At 59.8% G+C, this 12,428-nt stretch carries 20 protein-coding genes and 1 pseudogene; 12 read left to right on the top strand and 9 right to left on the bottom strand.

Going from position 1 to position 12,428, the window contains the following annotated elements:
* Nucleotides 1-238, bottom strand: a 238-nt coding sequence (locus AU465_RS16330) for a hypothetical protein (RefSeq protein ID WP_192249539.1), incomplete at its 3' end; no start/stop codon positions are given.
* Nucleotides 239-605: 367 nt separating this feature from the next.
* Here AU465_RS16330 and AU465_RS16325 point away from each other — a divergent pair.
* From AU465_RS16325 to AU465_RS16310, 4 genes are all read left to right on the top strand, one after another.
* Complete coding sequence (locus tag AU465_RS16325) at nucleotides 606-1,433, top strand: bis-aminopropyl spermidine synthase family protein (protein ID WP_312891268.1); 828 nt, start codon at nucleotides 606-608, stop codon at nucleotides 1,431-1,433.
* Nucleotides 1,430-2,020 (top strand): hypothetical protein, encoded by a 591-nt coding sequence (locus AU465_RS16320; protein WP_192249536.1) that lies wholly within the window; start codon nucleotides 1,430-1,432, stop codon nucleotides 2,018-2,020. The genes AU465_RS16325 and AU465_RS16320 overlap by 4 nt, the downstream gene beginning before the upstream one ends.
* A gap of 123 nt (nucleotides 2,021-2,143) precedes the next feature.
* Nucleotides 2,144-2,980 carry a bis-aminopropyl spermidine synthase family protein gene (locus tag AU465_RS16315; RefSeq protein WP_192249533.1) on the top strand — a complete coding sequence of 279 codons (837 nt, stop codon included), beginning with the start codon at nucleotides 2,144-2,146 and terminating at the stop codon, nucleotides 2,978-2,980.
* Nucleotides 2,977-3,561, top strand: a complete 585-nt coding sequence (locus AU465_RS16310) for a hypothetical protein (protein ID WP_192249530.1) — start codon at nucleotides 2,977-2,979, stop codon at nucleotides 3,559-3,561. The genes AU465_RS16315 and AU465_RS16310 overlap by 4 nt, the downstream gene beginning before the upstream one ends.
* On the opposite strand, the gene AU465_RS16305 is transcribed toward AU465_RS16310, so the two are convergent.
* From AU465_RS16305 to AU465_RS16295, 3 genes are all read right to left on the bottom strand, one after another.
* Nucleotides 3,541-4,203, bottom strand: coding sequence for a hypothetical protein (locus AU465_RS16305; RefSeq protein ID WP_192249527.1), 663 nt, complete (start codon nucleotides 4,201-4,203; stop codon nucleotides 3,541-3,543). The two genes, AU465_RS16310 and AU465_RS16305, sit on opposite strands and share 21 nt — an antisense overlap.
* Entirely contained in the window at nucleotides 4,196-5,143 is a 948-nt protein-coding gene (locus AU465_RS16300) for an ImmA/IrrE family metallo-endopeptidase (RefSeq protein ID WP_246506167.1), read from the bottom strand. Before AU465_RS16300 ends, AU465_RS16305 begins: the two co-directional genes overlap by 8 nt.
* Before the next feature lie 68 nt (nucleotides 5,144-5,211).
* Nucleotides 5,212-5,958 carry a hypothetical protein gene (locus tag AU465_RS16295; protein ID WP_192249524.1) on the bottom strand — a complete coding sequence of 249 codons (747 nt, stop codon included), beginning with the start codon at nucleotides 5,956-5,958 and terminating at the stop codon, nucleotides 5,212-5,214.
* A gap of 316 nt (nucleotides 5,959-6,274) precedes the next feature.
* On the opposite strand from AU465_RS16295, the gene AU465_RS16290 reads away from it, so the two are divergent.
* A complete protein-coding gene (locus AU465_RS16290; protein ID WP_192249521.1) occupies nucleotides 6,275-6,658 on the top strand; it encodes a hypothetical protein in 384 nt (127 codons plus the stop codon).
* A gap of 434 nt (nucleotides 6,659-7,092) precedes the next feature.
* Here the strand turns inward: AU465_RS16290 and AU465_RS37460 are convergent.
* Nucleotides 7,093-7,308, bottom strand: a pseudogene (locus AU465_RS37460) (IS481 family transposase); the annotation flags it as partial.
* Nucleotides 7,309-7,682: 374 nt separating this feature from the next.
* Here AU465_RS37460 and AU465_RS37455 point away from each other — a divergent pair.
* The 5 genes from AU465_RS37455 to AU465_RS16260 all read left to right on the top strand — a co-directional run bounded on the left by AU465_RS37455 (nucleotide 7,683) and on the right by AU465_RS16260 (nucleotide 9,669).
* The gene (locus AU465_RS37455; RefSeq protein WP_192249518.1) at nucleotides 7,683-7,889 is read left to right on the top strand and encodes a ribbon-helix-helix domain-containing protein; all 207 of its coding nucleotides are present in this window, start codon (nucleotides 7,683-7,685) and stop codon (nucleotides 7,887-7,889) included.
* A gap of 96 nt (nucleotides 7,890-7,985) precedes the next feature.
* On the top strand, nucleotides 7,986-8,399 hold the full coding sequence (locus AU465_RS16275) for a hypothetical protein (RefSeq protein WP_192249516.1): 414 nt from the start codon (nucleotides 7,986-7,988) through the stop codon (nucleotides 8,397-8,399).
* Between the two features lie 140 nt (nucleotides 8,400-8,539).
* Nucleotides 8,540-8,836 carry a hypothetical protein gene (locus tag AU465_RS16270; RefSeq protein ID WP_192249513.1) on the top strand — a complete coding sequence of 99 codons (297 nt, stop codon included), beginning with the start codon at nucleotides 8,540-8,542 and terminating at the stop codon, nucleotides 8,834-8,836.
* Entirely contained in the window at nucleotides 8,836-9,009 is a 174-nt protein-coding gene (locus AU465_RS16265) for a hypothetical protein (protein ID WP_192249510.1), read from the top strand. The genes AU465_RS16270 and AU465_RS16265 overlap by 1 nt, the downstream gene beginning before the upstream one ends.
* Nucleotides 9,010-9,273: 264 nt before the next feature.
* On the top strand, nucleotides 9,274-9,669 hold the full coding sequence (locus tag AU465_RS16260) for a hypothetical protein (protein ID WP_192249507.1): 396 nt from the start codon (nucleotides 9,274-9,276) through the stop codon (nucleotides 9,667-9,669).
* On the opposite strand, the gene AU465_RS16255 is transcribed toward AU465_RS16260, so the two are convergent.
* From AU465_RS16255 to AU465_RS36580, 3 genes are all read right to left on the bottom strand, one after another.
* A complete protein-coding gene (locus AU465_RS16255; RefSeq protein ID WP_192249504.1) occupies nucleotides 9,659-9,871 on the bottom strand; it encodes a hypothetical protein in 213 nt (70 codons plus the stop codon). The genes AU465_RS16260 and AU465_RS16255 overlap by 11 nt on opposite strands.
* 45 nt (nucleotides 9,872-9,916) lie before the next feature.
* Nucleotides 9,917-10,369, bottom strand: coding sequence for a YybH family protein (locus AU465_RS16250; protein WP_192249501.1), 453 nt, complete (start codon nucleotides 10,367-10,369; stop codon nucleotides 9,917-9,919).
* 445 nt (nucleotides 10,370-10,814) lie between these two features.
* A complete protein-coding gene (locus AU465_RS36580) occupies nucleotides 10,815-11,057 on the bottom strand; it encodes a hypothetical protein (protein WP_246506162.1) in 243 nt (80 codons plus the stop codon).
* A gap of 293 nt (nucleotides 11,058-11,350) precedes the next feature.
* Between AU465_RS36580 and AU465_RS16240 the strand changes: the two genes are divergently transcribed.
* Complete coding sequence (locus tag AU465_RS16240; protein ID WP_192249498.1) at nucleotides 11,351-11,536, top strand: hypothetical protein; 186 nt, start codon at nucleotides 11,351-11,353, stop codon at nucleotides 11,534-11,536.
* Here the strand turns inward: AU465_RS16240 and AU465_RS16235 are convergent.
* Nucleotides 11,533-11,892, bottom strand: a complete 360-nt coding sequence (locus tag AU465_RS16235) for a hypothetical protein (RefSeq protein WP_192249495.1) — start codon at nucleotides 11,890-11,892, stop codon at nucleotides 11,533-11,535. The genes AU465_RS16240 and AU465_RS16235 overlap by 4 nt on opposite strands.
* A gap of 100 nt (nucleotides 11,893-11,992) precedes the next feature.
* Here AU465_RS16235 and AU465_RS16230 point away from each other — a divergent pair, with 100 nt between their 5' ends.
* Nucleotides 11,993-12,370: a hypothetical protein gene (locus AU465_RS16230; protein WP_192249492.1), complete on the top strand. Its 378-nt coding sequence runs from the start codon at nucleotides 11,993-11,995 to the stop codon at nucleotides 12,368-12,370.
* The last annotated feature ends 58 nt before the right edge of the window (nucleotides 12,371-12,428 follow it).

The following is a 12,428-nucleotide window of genomic DNA, read 5'->3' as shown; positions in this document are numbered from 1 at the left end:
CGCGATCGGCAACCTCGCGCCGGTCCGGGTTTTTCGGCCGCGCGGCCGAAACGGTGCCGCCGTCCGCCATCTCTTGCCAAGTCGCGACGAATTTCTCAGCCCGCCGAAGCTCAACGGCGTCGACGCGGATTTGCTCCTTCAGTGTGGCGATCGAAGCCTCCGCCGCCGCGATCGCAGCGCGCAGTTCCACGACCCGCCGCGTGGCGTTCGCCAGAGCATTGTTTCGCTTCTTGCCCATCGAATCCGTGCCACCTAGCCAGATACATTCACGCTTGTATCTTGATGATGATCAAGATACAACACATAGACCGGCAGCTACCGCTGCCGGTCCGACCGGGGTGGGCCCGGCCGGGTAATTTGAACGGAATATCACGCAGCGGGAGCGACTGATCCCGCAGACTGGAGCGCCCGGGATGACAATCCCCGTCGGCGTCGAGGACTGGCGGCTGCCACCGTCAGCTCCGACGCGCTGGCTCTTGTTATAGGAGCCGCGTCCCGCGCGGCCTTTTGGCCGCGCTGGACGCCCATAGCACCGTTCGCGGGCTGTGTCAGCCATGCGGTGTTTTTCGAACGAGCGATTGTTTGGCTTTAGGAGACCGGCCGACGTGAACGACGATCAATGGGTTGACGCGATGAACGCGATTTCCGAGGTGGTGATGAACCGCCCGGCGCCTATTCGCGCCTTCGACCAGATCTACATGCGAGCCGGCGACATGGTTCGCCAAGCCGTGCGCGTAGCCGAATGGGCGAGCGGCTCGTCACTTGCCTTCATCGGTGACGGCGACGGCATTGCCCTGTCGGTCGCCATGCTCTGCAAGCTCGGCATCGTCACGCCCGGCCCCGCGCGCATCAAGGTGTTCGATTTCGACGAGCGCATCGTCAACTCAGTTCGCCGCCTTGCGAACAAGACCCGGCTCCCCAACATCGAGGCGTCCTTGTACAACTGCCTAAAGCCGTTTCCCGAAAAGGGCGCGTTTGAAAAGTTCTACACCAACCCGCCTTGGGGCGAGAGCAACGATGGCAGCAGTGTAGTCGTCTTCGCGCGCCGCGGCATCGAGGCTATCAACTACGTTGGCGAAGGCATGGTAGTGATCGCAGACGACCCCGAACTCGAATGGCCTCGCAAGGTCCTGCAGAAGGTCCAGGCCTACGCCATCGGTCGCGGCTTCTACGTCGCCTCTATGGAACCCCGGCTCCACGGCTACCATCTTCCTGAAGCCGAGCACTTGCGCTCGTGCAATCTGGTCGTGGGTTCGGTGCCCGGCATGGCCCGCGCGCACGACCAAGACACGATCGAGGAGGCGCAACTCTCCAATTTCTATGGGCGCTCGAAGGAGCCCCGGGTCCGCTACGTTCTAGATCGCGCTCGGCCGGGTCGCGACCGGGCGGTCGAGGAGGATTACGAACTCGATATGTGGGAGAAGTTGCGTTGACGGTGCTCGAGCAAGGCGCAGGCCTCGTGTTCATGCGGGTCGGTACCCACGCCGGCGAGACGATCGAGGAGATTGTCGCGCGCAAGCGTAAGGAGATCGAAGATGCCGGTCAGGCCTTCTGGGGCTACGGCGGCCAAAACTGCCATCCCCGCGCGATCGTGCAGCCCTATGCCGAGGGCGTCGCAGCGGCGGGCAATGTCGTCCGGCTTTGCCTCGAAACGGTCGCGCCCGAAAAGGAGACCTATTGGGCCGAGGCGAGCGAGGCGCGCGAATGGTCGATCGATGGCGTGAACTTCCGGCCGCTGCCCAAAGGCATCAGAGTGACCGGCTCGCGCTACGCCTTCGTGATCACGGGGTTGCGCGCGGAGCGCTTCGAACTGCCGCTCACAAGCGCACGGGTGGCGGTCGGGCCAAGCCGCGGCCGGCTCGGCGCACGCTACATCGACGAGATCGGCGGGCCTGTCGACAAGGCCGTCCTGCGTGTAGAGGATCCGTCCGACCAGCGCCTCGAGAAAGGCGACGTCGAGACCATTTTGATCCAGTACGTCGCCGAACTGCATCGGCCTTATGCCGTGTTTCTCAGATAACCGCAGCCCGGGAACGGGACTAAGAAGGCGAAGATACTCACCAGCGGCCCGGCCTGACCATACGAGGCACCAGAACGAGTGCAGAAGCGATAGATAAAATAGCCGCACGCGAAGGGGGATTACATGCGCAGGCAGGTGGACTTGCAGGAGGCGGTCAACGCAGTTTCGGATGTCGTTCAGAACCGCCCGCGACCGATCCGCGACTTTGACCAGATCCACATGAAGGTTGGGGACATGGTTATGCAAAGCGAGATCGTCGCGGATTGGGCCGATGGCAAGCGCCTCGCATTTATCGGCGATGGCGACGCTATCAGCGTGTGCACCGCTTATCTCAGGACCCGCGAGGTCCTCGATTTCGGTCCCACCCGGATCACAGTCTTCGATTTCGACGAGCGGACGGTACAGTCGGTGAAGCGCTTCGCCGACAAGGAGCGCATCGAGCATTTGGACGCACAACTCTACAACGTCCTAGATCCGTTCCCGGACACAACGCAGTTCGACTGCTTCTACACGAATCCGCCTTGGGGTGCTTCCAACCAAGGGGAAAGCGTCAACGTTTTCGTTGATCGCGGTATCGAGGCGATCAGGGGCACAGGCGAGGGCATGATCGTCATTGCCGATGACGACGATAGAGACTGGCCGAAAATCGTGCTCGCCAACGTCCAGCGCCACGCAAACCGGCAAGGGTTCTTCGTTTCCCGTATGCAGCGCAAGCTGCACCAGTATCACCTAGACGACGACCCCGACCTCCGGTCATGCAATTTGTTCGTCACTTCACTGCCCGAAAACCCCGCTCCCTCGGTGCCTAGCCAGCCCATCGTCGCTGAGCGGCTCGCCAACTTCTACGGCATGGCGCAGCCGCCGAAGGTTCGATACATACGGGAGAGGAAAAAACCCGACTACGGGAAGGCACCCGACGAGGAATACTACGTGGAATACCTGAATGGAGAGAAGCCATGAATGATATCTTCAGACCCGGGTCCGGCGTCCTCTTCATGAAGGTCGGCACCCATGCCAACGAGGGGCTGGACGACATCATCGCGCGCAAGGCGAAGGAGATCGATGATGCCGGCTACGCTATGTGGGGGTATGGCGGCAATACCTGTCATCCCAGCTCTATGGTGCAGCCGTTCGCTGGCGCCTTCGAGGCCAAGGGAACACCCATCCATCTAGTGATGGAGCAGATGCAATCCAACCATTTTGCCGAACCTCTCGAGGCCGCAGAGTACTCTCCCAACAATGTAAATTGGATGGAGATCCCGCCTAAGATCCGGGTGCGTGGCTCAAGGTTCGCCCTGGTGATTGAAGACCTCAAGCAAGTCGACATGACTCTGCCGCTTGACCAGACCCGGGTCCCCGTCGGCCCGAGTACCGGCAGGATTGGAAGCAAGTACATCGCGGGGAAAGTGGATAAGGCCTGCCTCGAGATCCTCGACGCGCCTGTGTTGCTGAACGATCAGGAACCCAAAGAGCGCAAGATCAGCTTGGTGGCAACGCTACGCGCACCCTACGCTGTCTTCTTACGCAACTTCCGCACTTGACATGCCGGCGCTCTTGACCAGCAGCCGGCCCGTTTCCGACCGGAGCGATCTCAAGTAGCTCTCAAGAGCCTGTAGGACCGACGGTGCCTCGACCTGCTGCGACGAGCACTGAAAGCAATTGGTCACCGCACGGTCCGATGACTTCTCGCGGCACACGGATGAACGCAACGGTTCGAGGCCAAACCGGGCGATGATCGAGTGCAAAACTTGTTCCAGGCAGACTAGTCGCCTCTCCAACTCGGGCACGACCACGCTCATCGCCTTCGCTGCTCGCTTGTCCCCGCTGACCAACGCTACCCCACCGCGGGCCATAAGCATGGCCACCAGCTGGCTCTCGCCCGCATCGAAAGAGAGGTTGGCTTTTGTTGCCGCCGCCTCGAAATCCGCAGCAATCTCGACCTCTTCGGGTGTCGGTTCCAGAAACCGGAGCTGGGCGAGTATCGCATCAAGCTGCGCCGAGGCGTTTTGGGCGTCGACCAGAACCCTAGACCGCTCGACCCTTGACCTAAGCGTGAAGCGGGCCAGCGCTAGAATCGCGGGGGCGAGATTCCCAGTGGTACTCAACTCGACTAGCTCTGCGCCGGCCCCATAAGAGCAAGTCTTCAGGACCACGTCGTTGTCGAGATAGAACCCGTCAGACATCGTCGAGATTGAGAAGCGCGTACACGAAGTCCCTGTCGTCTTCCATCAGGGCGCTCCAGTCGATTTGGGTGCGAGCCAATGCGTTGACCGCCTTCCAGACCGCCACAGGCTGCGGGTAGATGAAACTCAGCGCAGACATGACTATCGGCCAGTTGCGCTGCAGGTGTCCGACACAGAGCGCTAGTGTGCCCGGCTCGATACGGTGCTGCGGACCTGCCCTGACGACCGCAGCGGCCAAGGTGGGCGCATTGTACTTCTTGAATTCGGTAGTGATCTCCGGCTTGGGAGAACCTGTGAGAAGCGTCAGAGCGTATGCATCTGCCTCCTGCTCCTCCTCATCACGGTCTTTGGCCAGAGCTGGGTCCTCGACGTCGACCAGCGCATTGCCGGGTCGTACATGCCCAAGCGCAAGGTGGCCGATCTCGTGCGCGAGTGTGAAGGCCAATGGCGCCGGGTAGCTCGCATCCCGTCCAAGCATGATTGCGCCAATGTCCCCTTCGGCGATCACCATCGCATGCATGGCCTTCACCGCTAGGGGAAAAACTCGAAGATGCACCGCCGGCACGCTAAGCGCCCAACACGCACCTAATAGGGTACGGAGGTCGACGTATTGGGACGACTTGAGGATCGAACTCCGGAGCTCCTCGGCAGCGATACCCTGGAAGCCCTTTCCCGCCGGGACCGTCCGGGTCAACAGCCGACCTACGGACATCGCAAAGGAACTGAGCACCATCTGGTCCGCTTCGGTCTCGGCGCCGAGATGCTTGAATCGAGCCTTATCCATCCAGACGAATTCTACGCGCTCGCCCAGCAGTGGCTTTGGAGCCAGGCCGAGCTTGCGGGCCAGCGCAAAGCGAAGCTCGGCATGGGCAGACGGACTCTCGGAAAGATCGTCATTCCACCAGGTCGGCCAAGCAGCATCGATCGCAGCGGAGCTCAACCCCGACCGGCGCAATTCCTTCCGAAGCCTAGTGGAGGAATTCTCCGCCAAAGTCGATCGCGCCTCCCTCAGATAAAGCTCTGTTGCAACGCCTGGCGTTCGATCTCGCAGGCTCCTCTTCGCAGGTCGGCGACCATCCGGATCCACTCATTGGTCGTGGCGACGCGGGCTGACTGCTCGACCCTGGCGATTTCTCCGGTCCACAGTGCGACGGGATCGGTCAACCTGACCCAGTAGCTACAGGTTAGCTCGGCTGTCAAATTGGCCTCGTAGTCGCCAGAGGTCGCTGGGGCAACGCGTTGCAAGAGCGCGGTCACCTGCGAGGCCCCCACAGGGCCGGCGTTGCCGCCGACGTTGCGATAGGCCGTGGGATCGAAGCCGACGCCATGCTCAATGCGCAATGGCGTGGCGCTGCGGCACATCAGGGCGTAGTGCCGCTTCTTCTCACCGCCCTCCGTTACGCCGCGGCTAGTGACCAGTGCCTGGGGCGGGAGTTCGCGCTCGACGCCGTACATGTCGAGGTAGCGGCGCCAGACCAGCAAGCTGCTCGGAGCCACATCGGCCACTCGTGGGCGACCTTTCATGATTGAGAAGACGACCTTCACCGGCACTCGAAGGCGGGCATAGGCGGACGTGCTGACGGCGGGAGCATTTCCCACACCCCAGAGGAACACGCCATTGCCGGCCCGGCGCTCCATCTCTTTGCGCGCGACGATGTCTGCAAGGCCCTGGCCCGCTTCGGATTGCATGCGTGTCCAGCAGATCAGGTCCTGCATATCGTCAAGCGCAGAGTGGTGCTTGGCGGCGAGCGACATCGATTTTCCGTAGACATTATCCCAATTGATCCCAATGTGCCATTTAGCACGCGGCTTCGCAAGCGAAGCTACGCCAATATCTTGGCCTTACCTTTGAGGAAACCCTGTGGAAAACGTGTGGGTATCCTGTTAGTGTGTTTCGCCCGACTTATTCCCATTTCGGCCCATGAAGTCTGGAAGACCGCCCACTTGGAACCCAGTCGCCTCGTTGACCGCGTCGACGTGGACGGAGGTTGTCGCGCTAACGAGTAAGTCTCGCTTGCAGCTACCGGCGGCGGTCAGGAGGCGATTAAATTGGTCCCGGACAGACCGTCCCGTGGGCCTGCTAGCCAGGATCGAACCCGGTGGCCATGCGGAACTCGTGCCTTGGGACCCGGTGGGCGACGCGATCATGCGGGGCCTCGATAGATTGCTGTTCGAGGAGGACGAGGTGGACCGTGCAGGGCTCGCCCTGATCGCTATGGATCGATACCTACGGCTGACTTTAGATCCGGATGGTCGTATGTCCTTGCCAGTGAACCTGGCGCATCACCTAGATGCCATCGCACACGATGCTGTCAGACTGGTGATCGATGCCGGTCGATTGCTGCTTTGGTCAGAGAGGGTTTGGCAGGACGACCGATCGAGCCGATTGGAGTCGGTCGCCGAGAAATTGCGCGCCATGGAGGCGGCTGCAGTTCTCGAGTCAGAGAACGGTTGAAGCGCCAGACGACGTGTGGCGTTCCCTCGTAGCGCAAAAGTGTTCTCTGGCGAGGTCTGGTGTTGGGCGGTGGCAAGGCCGCACTGTACGTCCGACATTAGGCGCAAAGCAGTCGTTCAGGATTTTGCCCGCAGAGCTCGACTCTGGCCAACTTGCGCCATCGCGTTGGCAAATACGTGTGATCCGATTGTCGACGAGATCGGTGATAAGTAGCTGCGATGCTCGACTGCATCTAAGATACGGCGCCGTCGGACCGATAGGCAATGTTCGGGAACCGAACCAATCCACAGAAATATTTTGTTGGTATTTTTGTTGGTCCGCGCTGCTGTTGCTCCATGCCCAGGCGATTGAAAACAAAGTCAGATTTTCCCTACTTGGATTCCGCCTCTGGGCACCATCACTTCATGGTCCATTCTGGACACATAGGTTACGGTTCATACCGGAGACATGGGTAACACTTTTGGCCCGAAGGGGTTTTGGAGTGGTTCGAGCCTGCATGTCTCATCGTCGAAATATCCCAGATCATAGTCCATGAAGCTGGCCAGCCAGATGTGGTCCTCGACCTGTTTGATGCCGACGGTCTGGCCGGCGAAGACGAGGCTGAGGTTGATCTTCTTGCGATTGTAGCAGATGCGGCCGCAGGTGGTGACGTGCGCGACCCATTGCGGCTTGTCGCCGGGCAGTGTCATGAAGCCGTTCATTGCCTCCGACAGTTCGCTCGCAAGGCGAACGGCGCGCTCGTCTGGCGTCTCGGCGGCCGACAGCACGGGCGAAGCATCCGCGGGTTGTGAAGTGGCGGACGAGGCAAGCGCGCTTGCTGCGCCTCGCATGGCCGGAACAGAGGCGATTGAGCCGAGCAGGGCGCGGCGGGAAAAACGGCCGATGAAGGCGGTGGGCTTGGCAGCGGGCATGCCTTCGGCGGCTGCCCGAACATAGGTGTTCGGCATCGGATCTTCTCCAATTCGGGTTTTGTGTGAGGTCCTAGCGCTTCCGCAAGAACGGGAATTCTGATATCAGAGTTTTTATGCCAAAGCAAGAAACCGTGATATCAAAGAAACGGCGGGGACCGGCGCCAACTGGAAAGGGTGTGCCGATCATGGTCCGCCTTCAACCGAACATGCTCGCGGGCGTCGATCAATTTGTTGCCGAGCATGATGTTTCACGACCTGAAGCCGTCCGATTGATCATTCGTGATTGGCTGACCAGACACCAGGTACTGAAGGCTGAGTGAAGAACCGGCGACGTCCGCTTGGCCTTGAAGGGGCCGGCGTCGAGTTCATCCCCGAAAACGGCGGCGGCGCCGGGGTGAGGCTGCGGAAGGCATAGCTTGCCTGTACGCAACTATTGCGCGATGCTGACAGCGGCTTGGGAGGCCTTCAGCAACATGCGATACATGGGACTGTTACTTGCGCTCGTTGCCACGAGCGCCTTCGCACAAGATAAGCCGATTGATCCGGTGGATTTCCTGGTCGACTGGCAATCGGAGATTGGGCAGCGATTTCGCATCCACGATATTACGATCTATGGTGCGACGCCGGAGGTTGCGACAGGCGTCCTCGACAAGCAGTATGTCACCCTTCATGAGCCATGGCAGGACATGAACGATATGCGCTTCATCCTGCGCAACTGTGCGGCGTTGCTCCCTTCCGACACATGCAAGATGACCATCACGGCGACTGTAGCGAAGGATTTTATCGGCAAGCTTCAGCTCGTCGATGTGGATTTCGAAATCCCGAAATAAGGAAGCCCCGCTGGCGCGCGTCCTAGCCGGCCGCTGTCCTACACCGCCCGCATCGTCAAGCGCGCCCTTCCGGGGCCCGTTAGCGTGCACGCCTAGTTTGCGCAATTGTGAGGAGAGAAATAAACAGGGGGGATTACACTATGCCGCACATAGAGCGCATCGAGAAACGCGAGCGCAGTTTCTTCGGGATGCTGTTTTGGTGGATGTTCTTGGCCTTCAACGTCCCTATGGGCCTGTGGATGTTCATGACGATCAAGCTTTCGAGCGAACAATTCCAGTCGTCGACCGATGCCGCCTACCAAGCCGGGACTGCTGTCGGCGGAACTATCGCCGTCGGCGTATTGCTCTGGATTTGGCTATTCGGTGACATCATTCTAGGGCTGCTTGTGGCTCTCTCTCGCGGGAAGAAAGTGACGATCGAGAGGACGGTCCCGTGATGGCCACGAAGATCGAAATCCAGAGCCAGCAAAATTTCACTAGCATCGGCAGCGCCGGCGTCCTGATGTTCTTGGGTGGGCCGATCGCCAGCGCCATAGGCTACAATGGCGTGATGCGAAACGCCCTGCTTGAATACGCTGGCGACACATCGGGGTACTGGATCCTCCTCTGACTCGGTGCGATCGCGTTCCAGGTCGGTTGCGTCTTTATGCTGGTTGGGAGAACCTGTGACCATCAAGTGGTCGTGCATCCGGTGCAAGGGTCCGCAAAAAAGCAGAAGCTGAATGGACCTAAGCGGGAATCCGCCGGCGTCGAGTTCATCCCGGAGAATGGCGGCGGCGCGCTGGGGTGAGGCTGCGGAAAAGATAAGTCGCCAGGTCGTAACAATAGGAGTACGATCGACCGGATGCTGGCGGTTGATCGGAGGACGTTTGGTATGATTGCAACTGCCGACCAAGAAAACCTCACCAGAGATCAGCAAGTCGCACTGACGAATGCTCGACTTGGCCACTATATGGCGGTAATGGGCATAACATTCGCGGTCACGGTCGTGAACCTATTTCTGATATTCAGCTTCGCTCACACAGCGCCAGCTTCAGCAAAGCTGGCGCTAGCCTTGTCAGTTTTTAACATATCCTGTTTTGGCGCTCTCGCAGGAGGGTCAACTCTCCAGGAGATCAAGGCACTCAACCAAGACTATAACGAGGCGAAACTGGCAACCCACCACGCGAAGTACGTCGCCGAGGTCCCGACAGATTTGTTCGCCGCGCTGACGGTAGGTCTCATCGTCTTGATTGGGTTTGTACAACTCTGGATGGTGTTTACTGTTTGAGGTGACTGAATGGGTCGTAGAGCAGCAACACCTGATAGTCCATCAGCGGCTCGATCTTTGGCCATTCATCCGCCCCTGGCCTGGCCTTTAGGCCGTTCGGGCTGGTGTCGAGCGTGTAAATCAGCCCGACGCGCTTGCCGCCGCATTTGGCGCATTTCAGCTTGGGAATGATGCCCCATTCCATGGCCGCCGGCCGGTACATCCGCGGCGCGACAGGGTGCCGCGCCCTAGTACGGGGGCAATGCCTTTATTTCGCGGGATCGGAGTTCCAGATATCGCGATAGATCTGCCAGTTGCCGTCCTGTGCCTTCTTCCAGACCACTATAGACTTGCCGGTGCCGTCCACGGGTTTGGAGTCTTTGCCCGGCATCTTGAACGAGAAAGCGCCTGATTCAAATGCGAAATCTCCGCTCTCTTCCACCTCAACCGTTGTGAGCTTGAGGTCGGAAACGCCGTACTCAATCGCGCCCTGCCAAAACTTTTGAATGTTCTCCCGCCCGTCGACTCGCTTCATATCCGGTGGGAATATGACCGCGTCCTCAGCATAGTGCGACGCCACGCCCGCGGCATCCTTGCTGTTGAGCGATTTCATGTACTCGGCATTGCTGGCTTCAATGGCGTCTTTGGCCGACTGGGCATTGGCTGGTCCGAGACACAGCGCGGTGATGGCGACGACCAGCATGCAAAGCTTGAATGTCATTTCATCCTCCCTTGCTGGATGTTTCTAATTGCCCCCGCGACAGGTTATATCGCCGTGCTGTTGCTTGGCAATCTAACTACAGGAGCCCAAACATAGCTGCCTGGTGCGCTAACCGGCTACTCTCGCTTTCGTCTTTATGGATGGCGTCCCGCTTATAATGGATGTGTTCACCCTGCATTAGCAGGAGCGTATATTTCCATCAGCCGGTACCGAGTTTTTCTCTATGTCCCCGCCGGTTAGGCCCGGCCGATCCATGGCCTCCCCCCGAGGTCCGCCGGGCCGCTCCCGTGGTAGGCTTCCTACTCCTCATCCCGCCAAATAACTCGACGCTCCCACCGGATTTCGACAAGGCGCCGGAAACGGATCTTGTGTGCCTGCTCTCCCGTCGGGTGGAACAGTTCCGCAACCATCCACTCGCGGCTCTTGCACTGCTGGCAGCGACCGATCACAACTCGATCGGCTTGTAGTAGCGCGCGACGTTGCAGCGAGCGCAGCGGATGCCAGCCACCTGCCCCGTGTCACCGCGCCAGCGTGCCGGCGGCAGGAATTGGCGGGCGTGGTCAGAAGGGGTTTCCGCCGGCCGCTGTCCCGTACGGAAGTCCGCAAAGACGATGCGCCGGCGATCACTGGATGCGTCGGGTCCGCTGTCGACGGCTCCAAAGCGCAAAAGTTGCGCATCTGAACGCATCCGGGAGACAGCGGACTCCAACTCGGACCAAGAGGGGACATGGCCCTTTATAATCCCTATGCGGGGATCGTGGTGATAACACCGGGCGGATACAAACGTTCCGTCGGCTAAAAGATATATCCGCCACCTGCGACGTGCTTGTCGGTTGCCTCGCCGAGATCGCTGTCAGCGTCAATTGCCACCGCGGGCACTGCCGAAGCGCCTTGCGCCCCCTGGCGCTTCCCTGCGGCCATTAAGCAGTAGGTCGCGCGGGGGGCTGAGTGCTATGCTATCGCAAAACACGGGAGTAACCGTTGGCCTACACTGTCATCTGGTACGGAAGACAGGGCATCGTCGACAAGCAGACTTTCGACGCCGAGAGGACCGCAAAGGACTACGCGACCTCCATGTTCCCGACCCGAAAGGGCGACGACGGGATCGTGTCCGTTGAAGTTCGCAAGGACGACGGCGCTGTCGTCTTCAGCCACGCCGAGAATTAGCAAGGATCCGGCGCGCTCTGGCGCCTGCCTGTGCGTTCGAGGGTGGCAAGCATCCGCTGCCGGGCGGTAATGCGATGCCGCTCAATGATTTCTTCCCGCTCGCGCTCGCGTTCCACCCGGTAGACCTCGGGCAATGGTTGCCAGTCGGCCGGCTTCAGTTTCATGCACCACTTCTCGCCGCGGTAGCCCCAGTGGGCGATGGCGACGAGCTCGGATCCATCGAACCAGCACGAGAGCTTGGCGAAATGGAGCACCCGCGCCGCCCACCAGACGCGATCGATGTCGCTCTCGCCCTGGCCTGGCTCCCATGGCGTCCAGCCCTTGCCGGGACGCTCAGTAAGCTCGTCATCGCGCATCGGCCCACTCTCAAGTTTGGCGATCTCTGATGTATAGACTCGATCGTCGAATAGAAGCATTCTCACATTGGGAATAAGGGGTGCAAGTGGGCAAAATCCGATGATCGATGAAGAAGAGATCGAACAACTTCGCACTGCTGCCCGAGCCGGGGTTGTGACAGAAGCGCGAAACGCCAAGCTGCTAGATGCAGCGTTTGCAATTATTTCTTATAACAGCTCTCATCGACAGTTCGGTCCACTCCGGCCGCTTCCAATTGACTTGCGTGTCCTGAGAGATCGCTTTTCAGAGATTGAAATCGATGACGCACGTCGCCGGGTGCGCGCACTTTTTCATGACGCCTACCAAGCCGGCGAGGATGCACTCGCGCATAGACCTAGCCATCCGGAGATCGTCGACAAGCTCCGCCAGCGTCATCCCGGATTTTCCGACAAATGCTACGAGGATACCATCCGTCAAGGATGCTTTTTGGCGCGCTGACTGGACTAGCAGCTTTTGTCATGCATTCGGCCGCCCGCGCTTCTCGGGCGTCACCGCA

This window comes from Mesorhizobium silamurunense, from assembly GCF_014843905.1.
GTDB classification, from domain to species: domain Bacteria; phylum Pseudomonadota; class Alphaproteobacteria; order Rhizobiales; family Rhizobiaceae; genus Mesorhizobium; species Mesorhizobium silamurunense.
This window is presented reverse-complemented; position numbering and strand designations above follow the sequence as displayed.